We start from the raw sequence: 14,302 nt of genomic DNA on the forward strand, positions 1-14,302 counted from the left end.
TTGCAGCTGCTGGACGGGGCCGATCTGGGCTATGGCGGGGCGCCCGTTCTGACCGGGGTGCGGCTGCATGTCGCATCCGGCGAGCGTGTCGCCCTGCTGGGGCGCAGCGGATCGGGCAAATCGACGCTGCTGGCCGCGTTGCGCGATGCGGCGCTGGCCCGCGACCTGCGCGTGGCGCTGGTGCCGCAGGACACCGCGCTGGTCCCGCAGCTGTCGGCCTTGCGCAACGTGCTGATGGGGCGGTTGGACGATCACGGGGCATGGCGCAACCTGCGCACCCTGATCCGGCCCGCCCGCGCCGACCGGGCGGCGGCGCTGGCCGATCTGGCCCGCGTGGGCCTTGCACCCGAGGCCGACCGCGCCGTCGAGGGTCTGTCGGGTGGCCAGAAACAGCGCGTGGCCGTGGCCCGTGCCCTGCATCGCGGCGGCGATCTGATCCTGGGCGATGAGCCCCTGTCCGCCGTCGATCCGCATCAGGCCGATGCTTTGGCGGCGGTGATCCGCGATGCCTTTCCGACCGCCATCCTGGCCCTGCATGACGTGGCCATCGCGCGCGCCTTTGCGACGCGGGTGATCGGGCTGCGGCAGGGGCGGTTCCTGTTCGATCTGCCGGTGGCCGATCTGGACGCGGACCGGATCGGGGCGCTTTATGCGCATTAGGCGGGGCGCACGCCCCCTGACCCGGTCGGGTGTCGTCGCGGGATTTCTGGTACTGGCCACCCTGTGCCTGCCGCTGGCCGATCTGGGCATTGCGGGTCATGACCCCTGGGCGGCGCTGGCCCGGATGGGGCGGGGCTTCCTGTCGCCCGATTTCAGCGCCATCGAACAGATCGCCCGCGCCGTCGCCCTGACCGTGGGCTTTGCGATCGCGGGCGTCACGCTTGGCGGGCTGGCGGGCCTTTGCCTTGCGCCTTTCTACCGGCTGAGGCCGGTGCGCTGGCTGGCCATCGCCCTGCGATCGGTGCACGAGCTGTTCTGGGCGCTGCTGCTGTTGCAGGTGCTGGGGATCAGCATCTGGTCGGGGGTGCTGGCCATCGCGCTGCCCTATGCCGGGATTTTTGCCAAAGTCCTGTCCGAGATATTGGACGAGGCCGACCGCCGCCCTGCCGACTGGCTGGGCGCCCGCGTGGACCCGCTGACGCGGTTTCTGTGGGCGCGGGCGCCGCTGGCCCGGCCCGAGATGGTGAACTATGCCCTTTACCGGCTGGAATGCGGGCTGCGATCCTCGGCCGTGCTGGGATTCGTCGGGCTGCCGACGCTTGGCTATCAGCTGGACACGTTTTTCCGGCAGGGCGAATACGGGGCGGCGGGGGCGGTTATGGCGATCTATATCGCGCTGATCGCCACTGTGCGGGTCTGGATGCGGCCCCGGCTGCTGGTCGCATGGCTGGGCTTTGCCGGGGTGATGCTGGCCAGCGTGACCTCTCCGCCGATGGGGCAGGGGGCGCTGTGGCGGTTTCTGTCCAGCGACATCATCCCCGCGCCTTTGCGGCAGGGCGATCCGGGCGCCCTGCTGCCATGGCTGTGGGATCTTACCACCGGCGCGATCCTGCCCGGCCTTGCCGCGACGCTGATCGTGGCGCAGCTGGCGCTGGTTCTGGCGGGGGCGCTGGCCTTTGTCGCGCAGGCGCTGATCGTGCCGCGCGTCACCGGGCGGGTGGGCGCCGCATTCGGGCATCTGGTGCTGGTGATCCTGCGATCCTTTCCCGAATACATGCTGGCCTATCTGTTCCTGCAGGTCTGGGGCCCATCGATGCTGCCCGCGATCCTGGCGCTTGGGCTGCATAACGGGGCGATCATCGGGCATCTGCTGGGGCGTCAGGCGGTGGGCCTTGCGCTGCGCCCCGATGCGCCGCGCGGGCTGACCCTGTGGGGGTGGGAACTGGCGCCGCGCCTGTTCAGCCCCTTCGTCGCCCTGTGTCTGTACCGGTGGGAGATCATCATCCGCGAATCCGCGATCATGGGCATTCTGGGCATTGCCACGCTTGGATTTTATCTGGACGACGCCATCGGAGAGCTGCGCATGGACCGCGCAGTCGTCATCCTTGCCGCGACCGGGCTGGTCACGGTCGGCATCGATGCGCTGTCGCGCCATCTGCGCGCCCGGATCGGGGCGGCGGGTCTGCGCCTGACAACGGGCCCTGCAGCGGCGGGCGCGGCCGGTGCCGCCCCGCTGCGCGAGACCGGGTGCTAGGCGACCATGCGCTGTTCTTCCATCCGGTGGATGGGCATCTGCGCGGGGATATCGGTCATCGGCTGACGCACGGCGCAGGCAAAGGCCAGAAACTTGCCATCATCGTTCGACACCAGATCGCCCATCGGACGGGGCGTCCAGCCAAGCCGCGTGGCCATGCGCAAAAAGGCGGGCGGGCCCAGAAACAGGCAATCGGTCGCGCCGACCTTGTGCAGATAGGCATTCGACGCCTCGAGGATTGCCTCGGCCAGACCGGGCAGCGGCAGGGCGGCAAAGCGCGTCAGCTCCCACGACCGGGAATCGACCGGGGGTTCGCCATGGCACAGATTGGTGGGCATGCCGGGCAGCAGCCCCAGATGCGCGTCGCGGATCATATAGCTGTAGACGACCTTGCCGCCGCCGAACGAACAATCGGTCCGTTTCAGCCGCGCCCCGCCCACCGCGCGACCGTCCTGATGGGCGATCACATAGACGGTGTCGAAGGTGTCGTATTGTTCGAATTCGATCCCCTCGGCGTGGTGCAGCGGCCATGCCATGCGGTCGACAAAGATCTGCTTGCGCAGCTTGAAAAAGCTGGTGACCAGATCGAACCGCGCCATGTCGCGGGGCAGGGTGATGGTTTCGATCTGAATGTCCGAAGTCATGTGACGTGTCATAAAAGGCTCCTATGGAAAAAAAGGGGGGGAATAAGATTACTGCCGATAGCCTTCGGGCAGCTTGGCCAGACCCAGGAACTGCCGTCCCCCGGTCGCCTTGTTGGGCAGCCACAGGCCCCAGCTTGTGACCTCGACCTTCAGGACGCCCTCGTCGGCATAGGCGTCGAAATAGGTCAGCATCGTCTCGACCATGTCGCGGCTGAATTCCGCGGTGGCCAGTTTCGGTTCTCTGATACCCATTGTGGTTGTCATCCTCCTTGGTTGAGTGGTGATTCAGGAATGCGCCCGCCTTGGGGTACTTGTCGCGCGAAAAGCGTCGAAGGCGCCTTTTCAGTATGTCCGAAAAGGCATATCCTTCACGTCGTGCAACAGGAGCCGCGGATGCTGAACGATCTGATCCCGAATTTTGACGATGAGATCGCGCAGATGCATGCTTTGGCGCCGTCGGGCTGGATCATGGGATTCAACCTGACCTATAAGGGCCCCGAGCATCTGCATAACGCCTACCCCAACGCCTGGCGGGCCATCTACGAAGACCGGAACTACTTTTTCGGCGACCCGATCGCGATGTGGACGATGACCCATGACGGCGCCGCCCGCTGGTCCGAGGTGCGCATCCCCGACCTGCGCGGCGTCATGCAGCAGGCCAAGCGGTTCAAGCTGAATTACGGGGTCGCGATCTCTCGCAAGGTGGCGGGCAAGCGGTCGTTCCTGACCCTGTCCCATCCTGATCGTGAATTCACCGATGACGAGATCGCGCGCTGTTCGGCGCGGTTCCATCTGTGGACCGACATGGTGCTGAACCGCGCCGCCCTGACCCCGGCGGAACTGGACGTGCTGCGCTGTTTCCGCGACGGTCTGGGCCAGATCGAGACCGCGACCCAGCTGGAAATCGCGGAATCCACCGTCAAGCAGCGCGCCTTGAAGGCCTGCGCCAAGCTGGGCGCCAAAAGCCGCACGCAGGCCGTCGCGATCGCGGTGGCGCGCAACTATCTGTAATCTATCCGATAGGGCAGGTTTCCCTTAGCCTGTCGGGCGGTTTTACTGCACTGCGCGGATCGCCGGATAGGCGGTGCGAAACCCGGCCAGCGCCTTGGCAAAGGCGTCGCGCAGGGCGGGATCGGGGGCGATCTCGGCGGTGATGTCGGGGGCCGTCATGATGTCATCCACCGATCCCCCACCGGCGGCGACCATGCCAAGCCGGGCGGCGCCAAGGGCGGCGCCGAACTCGCCATCCGCAGGCAGGGTCAGGGTCACGTCCAGCGCCGTGGCGATCACCTGCAGCCAGTATTGCGACCGCGCGCCGCCGCCGATGGCCATCAGATGGTCGGGCCGCGCACCGGTCGCCTGCAGCGCCGCCAGACTGTCGGCCAGCCCGAAGGCCACGCCCTCCAGCACGGCGCGGGTCAGATCGCTGCTGTCGGTGGCGCTGGCAAGGCCGGTCAGGCTGCCCCGGATGGCCGGGTCGTTATGCGGTGTCCGCTCGCCCGACAGATAGGGCAGAAAGCGCACGGCCCCCGGTGCGCGCAGCGGCCCCAGATCAGAGGTCAGCGCGGCGGGGCTGGTCCCGGTGATCCGGCCCAGCCAGTTCAGGCTGTCGGTCGCGGCCAGCATCACCCCCATCTGATACCAGCGCCCCGGCACCGCATGGCAAAAGTTGTGCAGCGCCGTGTCGGGCGCGGGCGCGTAACCGTCGCGCGCCGCCAGCAGCACCCCCGAGGTGCCAAGCGAGACAAATCCCGCCCCCTCGGCCATCGCGCCGATCCCGCAGGCGGCGGCGGCATTGTCGCCCGCACCCCCGGCGACGGTGACCGGCCCGGTCACGCCCCATTCGGCGGCCAGCGAGGCGCGCAGGCGCCCGGCCTCGGCCGCACCCTCGACCAGACGCGGCATCTGCGCGCGGCGCATCCCGGTGGCGGCCAGCAGATCGTCCGACCAGTCGCGCGCGCCCGTATCCAGCCATGACGTTCCCGAGGCATCCGACAGATCGCCCACGGCCTCGCCCGTCAGCCACAAGTTCAGGTAGGCGGCGGGCAGCAGCACGCGGGCAGCGCGGGCGAACAGGTCGGGTTCCTCATCCGCCATCCAGACCAGCTTGGGGGCGGTAAAGCCCGGAAAGACGATAGTGCCGGTCAGATCGCGAAAGCGCGGATCGGCGTCCAGCGCCGCCGCCTGCCGGTGGCTGCGGGTGTCGTTCCACAGGATGCAGGGCCGCAGCACCTGATCATCGGCGTCCAGCACCGTCGCGCCATGCATATGCCCCGCCACGCCGATCCCGCGCAGGGCCGCGAATTCGGGATGGGCGGCGCGCAGATCGGCCACGGCGCCCTGAAAGGCGCGGATCCAGTCGGCAGGATCCTGTTCCGACCAGCCGGGATGGGGGTTGGCGACGCCGTATTGCCGTTCCGCCGCGCCAAGGGGCTGGCCCTGATCATCCACCAGCAGGGCGCGCAGCCCCGACGTGCCCAGATCGATCCCCAGATAGCTCATCCCGCATCTCCCCTTGACCGGCGCCCTTGACCGGTCGGTTCGGCGCGACCTTCCCAACGGCAGGCGGCAATGTCCAGCCGGGGAATGCACAAGGTCATGTTCAACAGTCTGGACAATTGTTGAACATTTTTGTATTCAACAATCGTCCCAACTGTTGAACATCATGCAAGCAGACGCCCCCATCCCCCGCCATTCCGCATTGGCTCATGCGGCCTATCACGACTTGCTGCGATCCTTGCGCGACGAGGGCCTGCGCGATCTGCGCGGCACGCCCACCCGGGTCATGCGGAACGGGCGCGGCTATTGGTATGACAGCTTTCGCGTCGGAACCGAGGTGCGCAAGCGCTATCTGGGCGAGGATGGCCCCGATCTGGCCGCCCGGATGGAGACCTTGCGCATGGACCGGGCACCCGAGGGACAGCGCCGCCGCGACCGGGCGCGGCTGGTGCGGCTGCTGCGGGCCGAGGGGTTTCTGGGATTGGACCCGACCAGCGGCAGCCTGATGGCGGCACTGGCGGGCGCGGGGGTGTTCCGGCTTGGCGGCACCGTCGTCGGCACCCATGCCTTTCGCCTGTATGAAGGCGAACTGGCCCTGCGCCTGTCGCTGGAACAGACCGCGCAGACCGACGATCTGGATATTGCCAGCTTTGAACGCCTGTCGCTGGCGCTGGAGGATGCCGCAGCGCCGCCCGTCCAGCAGGTGCTGGCCGATTTCGCCTTTGCCCCCGCCCCCAGTCTGGAACCGGGCCGCACATGGCGCTGGCGCCAGACCCAGGGCAATGCGCTGGTCGAATTCCTGACCCCCGCCTTTGGCGAGGAGGGGCTGCGCGATCTGCCCGCGCTTGGGGTGCAGGCGCAGGCGCTGCATCATCTGAACTATCTGATAGCCGACCCGATCCCGGCGGCGATCCCCTATCGCGCGGGCGTGCTGGTGCAGGTGCCGCGTCCGGAACGCTATGCCATCCACAAGCTGATCGTGGCCGACCGGCGGCGCGCGGCGGACCGGATGAAATCGGCCAAGGACCGCGCGCAGGCCGCCTTTCTGATCGCCGCTTTGGCCCGCGACCGCCCCGAGGATCTGGCCGAGGCGCATGAGGATGCTCTGGCGCGCGGTCCCCGCTGGCGCGACCGGATCGCGGCCAGCCTGTCGCGGATGCCCGATACGGCGGCGCTGCTGGCGGGGCTTTAGGCCCTCAGACCACGACCACGCGGGTCTGCCACTCGGCGCAGGCGCGGGCCAGCGGCTCGGGCAGGGGGCGGTCGGTGAAGATCGCGTCCAGTTCCGCCAGCGAGGCGATGCGGGCGGGCGCGCTGCGCGTCAGTTTGGAATGGTCGGCCACAAGGAAGGTGCGGCGCGACTGGCGCAGGATGGTCTGGCTGACGCCGACCTCTTGAATGTCGAAATCCAGCAGGTCGCCGTCGCGGTCCAGCGCCGAACAGCCGATCACCGCCAGATCGAACTTGAACTGGCGGATCGTCTCGGCGGCCAGCGTGCCGACCAGCCCGCCATCGGCGCGGCGCAGGCTGCCGCCGGTGACGATGACGTCGCAATCGGGGTTCTCGACCAGGATATTGGCGACGTTCATGTTGTTCGTCACCACCAGCAGATCGCGATGGCCCAGCAATTCGCGGGCGACGGCCTCGGTGCTGGTGCCGATGTTCAGAAACAGGCTGATCTTGTCGGGCACCTCGGCGGCGCAGGCCCGCGCGATGGCGGTCTTGGCGGCGTGATGCAGGGCGCGGCGTTCCTCATACCCAATATTGGCCACGCCCGAGGGCAGGATGGCGCCGCCATGCACCCGTTCCAGCCGGCCGGTTTCGGCCAGTTCGGTCAGATCGCGGCGGATGGTCTGCAGGGTGACGCCGAAATGGCCGGCCAGCCCCTCGACCGTGACCTTGCCATCGCGCCGGGCGATATCCAGGATCTCGGGCTGGCGGAAGGTCTGGGACATGGGGGCACCTGTGACTTTTCCCGGATGTCGCATGAGGGGCGCGGACAGGCAAGATGTTCGTCCGCTTGCGTTTTAAACCAATCGGTATGGAAATGACCGGCGCCGGGCGGGTTGCGGCAGCCGCCCAAGCGGGGCAGGCTGGGTGATGGCCCATGCGGCTGATCGCGGCAGAGCGGCGCAATATGATGCAAAACGAAAACAAACCACTTTCTTTTTGGCGCGTTCAGGGTCAGAAACGGCGGCAAGGCGACAGCAAAAGGCGACAGCATATGGACGGCGCGCAGGGCAGCAGGGCCAAAAACGGAGAGGTCGATCTGTTCGTGATCGGCGGCGGCATCAATGGCTGCGGCATCGCCCGCGACGCGGCCGGGCGCGGGTTGTCGGTGACGCTGGCCGAGATGGGCGATCTGGCGCAGGCGACCTCCAGCGCGTCGACCAAGCTGTTCCACGGCGGGTTGCGCTATCTGGAATATTTCGAATTCCGGCTGGTCCGCGAGGCGCTGGTCGAACGCGAGGTGCTGCTGCGCGCCATGCCCCATATCAGCTGGCCGATGCGCTTCGTGCTGCCCTGGCATCCCGACATGCGCTTTGACAGCGACACGCCGACCTCCAAGCTGCTGGGGATGGTGATGCCGTGGATGCGGGGGCGCCGCCCGGCATGGCTGATCCGGTTGGGATTGTTCCTTTATGACAGCCTTGGCGGGCGCAAGATCCTGCCCGGCACCGCGTCCCTGTCGCTGGACGGCACCCCCGAGGGCGCGCCGCTGCAGCCGCGTTTCCACCACGCCTATGAATATTCCGATTGCTGGGTCGAGGATTCGCGTCTGGTCGTGCTGAACGCCCGCGACGCCGAGGCGCATGGCGCCCTGATCCTGACCGGCACCAAGGTCGTCTCGGCCGATCGCCATGCCGATCACTGGATCGTCACGACCAAGGACCGCCGCGGAGAGACCCGCCAGACCCGCGCCCGGATGCTGGTCAATGCCGCAGGCCCCTGGGTGGGCGAGGTGATCAAGGGCACCATCCGACTGAACTCGACCGAAGGCGTGCGGCTGGTGCGGGGCAGCCATATCGTGACCCGGCGGCTGTATGACCACGACAAATGCTATTTCTTTCAGGGCACTGACGGGCGGATCATCTTTGCCATTCCCTACGAGACCGACTTTACCCTGATCGGCACCACCGATGCGGAACATGACGACCCCTCGGTCGCGCCCGAATGCACGCCGGATGAACGCGATTACCTGCTGGGATTTGCCAACCAGTATTTCCGCCAGCAGCTGAGCGCGGATGACGTGGTCTGGTCCTATTCCGGGGTGCGGCCCCTGTATGATGACGGGGCGCAAAGTGCGACGGCGGCGACGCGCGATTACACGCTGAAGGTCGATCAGACGGGCGGCGCGCCGGTGCTGAACGTCTTTGGCGGCAAGATCACCACCTATCGCCGTCTGGCGGAATCGGCGCTGCAAAAGATCGCGCCGTTCTTTGAGGGATTGCCCGGCCCGTGGACGCGCGGCGCCAGCCTGCCCGGCGGAGATTTCCCGGTGGATGGCGTGCCCGCGCTGGTGGCCGCCCTGCGCGACGCGCATCCGTTCCTGACCGAGCGGTGGGCGCTGCGGCTGGTGCGCGCCTATGGGACCGAGGCCGCGCGCATCCTGTCGGGCGCGCGCATCGAGGCCGATCTGGGCGTCAGCTTCGGCGCCACCCTGACCGAGGCCGAGGTGGTCTGGCTGATGGATCACGAACATGCCCGCCGCGCCGCCGACGTGGTCTGGCGGCGCAGCAAGCTGGGCCTGCGGATGGATGCCGACCAGATCGCCGCTTTGGACGACTGGATGGTCGCGCGGGTGCCCCATCCCGCGCTGCCGACTCTGGCCGGGGAACCCGCGACCGCATCGGGGATTTGACCCAAGGACCGACGCTTTCGGAGGAGGACAGCGCATGACCCATATTCTGGCCATCGATCAGGGCACGACCTCGTCCCGCGCCATCGTCTTTGACGGCGATCTGCGCCCCGTGGGCCGCGCGCAAGAGGAATTTCCCCAGCATTTCCCCCGCCCGGGCTGGGTCGAACATGATCCGGGCGATCTGTGGTCCAGCACGGCGGCGACCTGTCGGGCCGCGATCGAGAAATGCGGCAATCCCCGGATCGACGCCATCGGCATCACCAATCAGCGCGAGACGGTGGTGGTCTGGGATCGCAAGACCGGCAAGCCCATCCACAATGCCATCGTCTGGCAGGACCGCCGCACCGCCGATCTGTGCCGCGAGTTGGAGGCGGCGGGCCATGCCGACATGATCACCGCCCGCACCGGGCTGCTGGTCGATCCCTATTTCTCGGCCACCAAGCTGAAATGGATTCTGGACCATGTGGACGGCGCCCGCGACCGGGCCAATGCAGGCGATCTGGCCTTTGGCACGGTAGACAGCTGGCTGATCTGGAACCTGACCGGCGGCCAGACCCATGCCACCGACGCCACCAATGCCGCGCGCACGATGCTGTACGACATCCACAAGGGCAGGTGGTCGGCCACCATCTGCAAGCTGTTCGACATTCCCATGTCGATGCTGCCCGAGGTGCGCGACTGCGCCGCCGATTTCGGCACCACCCGCCCCGATCTGTTCGGGCGCCCGATCCCCATCACCGGGGTCGCGGGCGATCAGCAGGCGGCGACCGTGGGGCAGGCCTGTTTCCGGCCCGGGATGATGAAATCGACCTATGGCACGGGGTGCTTTGCGCTGCTGAACACGGGCGACACGCCGGTGGCGTCCACGCAGCGGCTGTTGACGACCATCGCCTATCAGTTCGACGGCAAGCCGACCTATGCGCTGGAAGGCTCGATCTTCATCGCGGGGGCGGTGGTGCAATGGCTGCGCGACGGGCTGAAGATCATCCGCAACGCCGCCGAAACCCAGCCTTTGGCCGAAACCGCCGATCCCGACCAACAGGTGATCCTGGTGCCTGCCTTTACCGGCCTCGGCGCGCCTTACTGGAGCCCGGACAGCCGCGGCGCCATCTATGGCCTGACCCGCAATTCCGGCCCGGCGGAACTGGCCCGCGCGGCGCTGGAAAGCGTCGGCTTTCAGACCCGCGACCTGCTGGAGGCGATGAAGGCCGATTGGGAACCCAAGGGTGAAACCGCCCTGCGCGTCGATGGCGGGATGAGCGCGTCGGATTATGCGATGCAGTTTCTGGCCGATATCCTGGGCGCCCCGGTCGACCGCCCCAAGGTAGTCGAGACGACGGCGCTTGGCGCCGCATGGCTGGCCGGGCAGGGGCCGGGGCTCTATCCCGATCAGGCGGGCTTTGCCAAGGACTGGGCGCTGGACCGCAGCTTTGTCCCCGACATGGACCCCGATCTGCGCGATCAGCGCTACGCGGCATGGCGGCGCGCGGTCAAGGCGACCATGTCGCTGTGACGCAGGCGCTGCGATCGGCCGACCCATTGACCCCGGCGCAGGCAGCGGTAAACCCGTCGCCCTGACGCTTGGGACAAAGGACGCGGATGCGATGACGGACACGACCCGACACAAGGTGATCTTCGACACCGATCCCGGTGTGGATGACGCGCTGGCGCTGTATTACCTGATCCGCCATCCGCAGGTCGATCTGCTGGGGGTGACCACGGTCTTCGGCAACGCCCCGGTGGCGCTGACCACCCGCAATGCGCGGTTTTTGCTGCGCGAATGGGGCCATGGCGCGCCGGTTCATGCGGGCGCGTCGGGCCCCCTGACCCCCGACATGCCGCCCGAGGCCTTTCCGACCCATATCCATGGCGAGAATGGTCTGGGCGATCATCCGGTCGATCTGGACCCGACCGACGATCCCGATGATGCCGCGCAATTCCTGATCGACATGATCCGCCTGCATCCGGGCCAGATCCGGGTGCTGGCCGTGGGGCGCATGACCAATCTGGCACGCGCGGTGCAGATGGCGCCGGATATTGCCGGGCTGGTGCGCGACGTGGTGATCATGGGCGGTGCCTTTCGCGTGCCCGGCAACATCACCCCGGCAGCCGAGGCGAATATCTGGGGCGATCCGCTGGCCGCCGACATCGTCTTTGGTGCCGCCTGGCGCGTGGTCGCGGTGCCGCTGGACCTGACGACCCGCACCTTCATGGATCGCAGCACGCTGAATGATCTGGGCGCGCGCGGCGGGCCGGGCATGCGGCTGGTCGCCGATCTGTCGCAGAACTATGTCCGGTTCTATCAGGCGGCGGGCTATGACGGGATGCTGGTCCATGATGCCGCGGCGGCGGTCTGTCTGACCGACCCCGACCTGTTCACCCTGACGACCGGCGAGGTGCGGGTGCTGTCCGACGGCATGGCCCTTGGCCTGACGCTGATGAACCCCGCCGACCGGCAGGGTCCGATGGGCGCGTGGCAGGGTCGCCCGCGCCAGTTCGCGGCGCTGGAGGGTCAGCCGCAGGCCATTCTGGACCGGATCGCACAGGTCTGTACGGGCTGACCCGATTGTTCGTATAAAACGCTCCTGCGAAATAGTTCCCTTGGATTGTCCCATCAGAGCGAACACAGAGCGCGCAATATTCGGGCTAATCGCGGGGCTGGGTCGGGACTATCTCATGGTCATCGAAACAACGCCCCCCGTTGCGGGGCACCAAGACAGCAAGGAATTACGACCATGAAAGCTTTTGCAATCGCCCTGACCGCCCTGACCTTTGCCGCAGGCGCCGCCACCGCTGCCACCACGAACGACTCGGGCAACGGTTCGAACCTGCCCGCCCCCGCCGACGTTCAGGCCGCCGCGAAAACCAAGCAGGTTCCCGCCGCCAGCGTGATGACCAGCACCGAGCTGGCCCGTGCCGGCATCTCGGGTGACACGCTGGTCACCGTCACCTCGTTCGGGACCGAAGGTCAGGTTGCCAACCTGTACCGCGACCGCTAATCCTTGGGCTTCGGCCCGACCGGTTGACTGACAGACCAGACCGCCGCGCCCCCTCGCGGCGGTCTTTCCATGTCGGCATGGTCATGTCGGTGGGCGACAGGCGCACGGGGACGGAACGGAACGACCATGGATATCAAGGTTCTGCGCATCTTCGTGGCGATCATCGACGAGGGCAGTTTTGCGGCCGCCGCGCGCCGCATCGGCATTTCCAAAAGCATGTGCAGCAAGATGATCTCGGATCTGGAGGCCGATCTGGGCACCCGGCTGCTGACCCGCACCACCCGCGCCGTCACCCCCACGGCGGCGGGCCTGTCCTTTCACGCCTCGGTCAGCGATGTGCTGAGCCGACTGGACAGCGCCACCGAAGGCATCCGTACGGCTGCCGCCCGCCCCTCGGGGCCGCTGAAGGTCGGCGCACCGGTGCAATACACGCTGAAGGTCTTTCAGCCGCATCTGATGCGCTTCATGGAGGAATATCCCGATATCCAACTGGATCTGGTGCTGGATGACAGCCGCTCGGATCTGACGCGGGACGGCTTTGATGCGGTGATCCGGGTGGGCAAGCTGGAAGACAGCAGCCTGCATGCCCGCCATCTGCAGGATGCCTGCATCCTGCTGGTCGCCTCGCCCGAATACATCGCGCGCCACGGCCAGCCGCGCAATCCCGGCGAGCTGCGCGACCATCAATGCCTGCATTACACCAACCTGCCCGGTTCGGGCACCTGGCCGCTGCGGCAGGGGGACGAGGTGATCTATCAAAGGATCACCCCGATCTTTTCCAGCAACAACGGCGAATTGCTGCGCGCTCTGGCGGTCAGCGGCAAGGGGATCGCGTTGGCGCCCAAGTTTCAGGTGGCCGACGATCTGGCGGCGGGGCGGCTGGTGCCGGTGATGACCGACCATGCCCTGCCGGGCGTGCCGGTGAACATCGTCTTTTCCAGCCGCAAGCTGGTGACGGCGGCGCTGGCGGCATTTCTGGATTTCGTGGGGCAGCTGAACCTGCGCTAAGGGGTATCGCGCCGCCAACAGGACAAAACGCCGCGTTGCGCCGGGCGCCCGGCGGTGGGCTTGATGGCGGCGATGATCGACACGAAGGGGCGGCCCATGGGCGAACGGATCACGGTGGCCATCATCGGTGCGGGGCTGACCGGGCTGAGCTGCGCCCGCCGTCTGGCGCAGGCGGGTCTGTCGGTCACCGTCTTTGACAAGGGGCGCGGCCCGGGCGGACGTCTGGCCACGCGCCGCGCGGATCACGGGCTGCGCTTTGATCACGGCGCACCGGGGCTGACCGCGACCGATCCGGGCTTGGCCGCGCTGCTGGCGGATCTTGCCGCGCAGGGTCATGTGGCGCGCTGGCAGGACGGCCCGCCCGATGCGCAGCTGACCGGCACACCGGCGATGTCCGCGATCCCCAAGGCTTTGGCCCGGGGCTTGGATCTGCGGCAGGGCGCGATGGTCACCGCCTTGCGGCGCGAGGGTCGGCTCTGGCACCTTGGCGGCGAGGGGATCGACCATGCCGCCGATCTGGTCGTGCTGGCCATCCCCGCCCCGCAGGCCCGCGATCTGCTGGGCGCCGATCATCCGCTGGCCCCGGCGCTGGCCGATATCCGCTATCACGCCTGCATCACGCTGATGGCCGGGCTGGATGCGGCAGCGCCCGTGCCGCCCGTCACCGGCAATGGCCAGGGGCCTTTGGCGAAACTCTGGTGCGACAGCGCCAAGCCCGGTCGGGCGGGCCCCCTGACCGCATGGGTCGCCCATGCCGACCCGGACTGGAGCATGGCGCAGATCGACCTGCCCTTTGCCGAACTGGCCGCGATCATGGCGCCGCTGCTGGTGGAGGCCATCGGGGCCGATCCCGCGCATCTGCGCCACGCGGCGGCGCATCGCTGGCTTTATGCGCGCACCGACCGCGCGCTTGGTCAGCCCTGCCTGACCCATGATGCGACCGGGCTGGTCGTCGGCGGGGACTGGGCGCTTGGACCATCGGCCCAGGATGGCTGGGTCAGCGGGCAGGCCATGGCCGCCCATCTTCTGGCCCGGTCATGAGCGGCCCGGACGAGCGAACCCCGCGCCCGGTCCCTCAGGGGCGGCTGACGCGGAT

The 14,302-nt window shown here is 67.7% G+C and carries 14 protein-coding genes; 10 read left to right on the forward strand and 4 right to left on the reverse strand.

All coding sequences use genetic code 11. The annotated features are described in order from the left end of the window. Both EG885_RS15785 and EG885_RS15790 read left to right on the forward strand, forming a co-directional pair. Positions 1 to 660: an ATP-binding cassette domain-containing protein gene (locus EG885_RS15785; RefSeq protein ID WP_242679697.1), complete on the forward strand. Its 660-nt coding sequence runs from the start codon at positions 1 to 3 to the stop codon at positions 658 to 660. Then, on the forward strand, positions 650 to 2,194 hold the full coding sequence (locus EG885_RS15790) for a PhnE/PtxC family ABC transporter permease (protein ID WP_242679698.1): 1,545 nt from the start codon (positions 650 to 652) through the stop codon (positions 2,192 to 2,194). Before EG885_RS15785 ends, EG885_RS15790 begins: the two co-directional genes overlap by 11 nt. Here the strand turns inward: EG885_RS15790 and EG885_RS15795 are convergent. Then, positions 2,191 to 2,850, reverse strand: a complete 660-nt coding sequence (locus EG885_RS15795; RefSeq protein ID WP_131576342.1) for an acyl-homoserine-lactone synthase — start codon at positions 2,848 to 2,850, stop codon at positions 2,191 to 2,193. The genes EG885_RS15790 and EG885_RS15795 overlap by 4 nt on opposite strands. A 36-nt stretch (positions 2,851 to 2,886) precedes the next feature. After that, positions 2,887 to 3,090 (reverse strand): hypothetical protein, encoded by a 204-nt coding sequence (locus EG885_RS15800; protein ID WP_131576344.1) that lies wholly within the window; start codon positions 3,088 to 3,090, stop codon positions 2,887 to 2,889. Between the two features lie 141 nt (positions 3,091 to 3,231). Between EG885_RS15800 and EG885_RS15805 the strand changes: the two genes are divergently transcribed. Next, a complete protein-coding gene (locus EG885_RS15805; RefSeq protein ID WP_165571169.1) occupies positions 3,232 to 3,849 on the forward strand; it encodes a helix-turn-helix transcriptional regulator in 618 nt (205 codons plus the stop codon). A 42-nt stretch (positions 3,850 to 3,891) separates the two neighbouring features. Here the strand turns inward: EG885_RS15805 and xylB are convergent, their stop codons facing one another. Continuing rightward, positions 3,892 to 5,340 carry a xylulokinase gene (gene xylB, locus EG885_RS15810; protein WP_131576348.1) on the reverse strand — a complete coding sequence of 483 codons (1,449 nt, stop codon included), beginning with the start codon at positions 5,338 to 5,340 and terminating at the stop codon, positions 3,892 to 3,894. 163 nt (positions 5,341 to 5,503) lie between these two features. Between xylB and EG885_RS15815 the strand changes: the two genes are divergently transcribed. Next, positions 5,504 to 6,529: a nucleotidyltransferase family protein gene (locus EG885_RS15815; protein ID WP_131576350.1), complete on the forward strand. Its 1,026-nt coding sequence runs from the start codon at positions 5,504 to 5,506 to the stop codon at positions 6,527 to 6,529. Positions 6,530 to 6,533: 4 nt separating this feature from the next. Here the strand turns inward: EG885_RS15815 and EG885_RS15820 are convergent, their stop codons facing one another. Beyond that, positions 6,534 to 7,292, reverse strand: a complete 759-nt coding sequence (locus EG885_RS15820) for a DeoR/GlpR family DNA-binding transcription regulator (protein ID WP_131576352.1) — start codon at positions 7,290 to 7,292, stop codon at positions 6,534 to 6,536. A gap of 269 nt (positions 7,293 to 7,561) precedes the next feature. Between EG885_RS15820 and glpD the strand changes: the two genes are divergently transcribed. From glpD to EG885_RS15850, 6 genes are all read left to right on the forward strand, one after another. Further along, positions 7,562 to 9,199, forward strand: a complete 1,638-nt coding sequence (gene glpD / locus EG885_RS15825; RefSeq protein WP_131576354.1) for a glycerol-3-phosphate dehydrogenase — start codon at positions 7,562 to 7,564, stop codon at positions 9,197 to 9,199. A gap of 34 nt (positions 9,200 to 9,233) precedes the next feature. After that, the gene (gene glpK, locus EG885_RS15830; RefSeq protein ID WP_131576356.1) at positions 9,234 to 10,712 is read left to right on the forward strand and encodes a glycerol kinase GlpK; all 1,479 of its coding nucleotides are present in this window, start codon (positions 9,234 to 9,236) and stop codon (positions 10,710 to 10,712) included. Positions 10,713 to 10,803: 91 nt separating this feature from the next. Beyond that, a complete protein-coding gene (locus EG885_RS15835) occupies positions 10,804 to 11,760 on the forward strand; it encodes a nucleoside hydrolase (protein WP_131576358.1) in 957 nt (318 codons plus the stop codon). A 174-nt stretch (positions 11,761 to 11,934) separates the two neighbouring features. Further along, complete coding sequence (locus EG885_RS15840; protein ID WP_131576360.1) at positions 11,935 to 12,198, forward strand: hypothetical protein; 264 nt, start codon at positions 11,935 to 11,937, stop codon at positions 12,196 to 12,198. Between the two features lie 126 nt (positions 12,199 to 12,324). After that, the gene (locus tag EG885_RS15845; protein WP_165571170.1) at positions 12,325 to 13,206 is read left to right on the forward strand and encodes a LysR family transcriptional regulator; all 882 of its coding nucleotides are present in this window, start codon (positions 12,325 to 12,327) and stop codon (positions 13,204 to 13,206) included. A 72-nt stretch (positions 13,207 to 13,278) separates the two neighbouring features. Further along, complete coding sequence (locus EG885_RS15850; protein WP_207392310.1) at positions 13,279 to 14,247, forward strand: NAD(P)/FAD-dependent oxidoreductase; 969 nt, start codon at positions 13,279 to 13,281, stop codon at positions 14,245 to 14,247. Positions 14,248 to 14,302 lie beyond the last annotated feature (55 nt).

This window comes from Paracoccus nototheniae, from assembly GCF_004335005.1.
GTDB classification, from domain to species: Bacteria; Pseudomonadota; Alphaproteobacteria; order Rhodobacterales; family Rhodobacteraceae; genus Paracoccus; species Paracoccus nototheniae.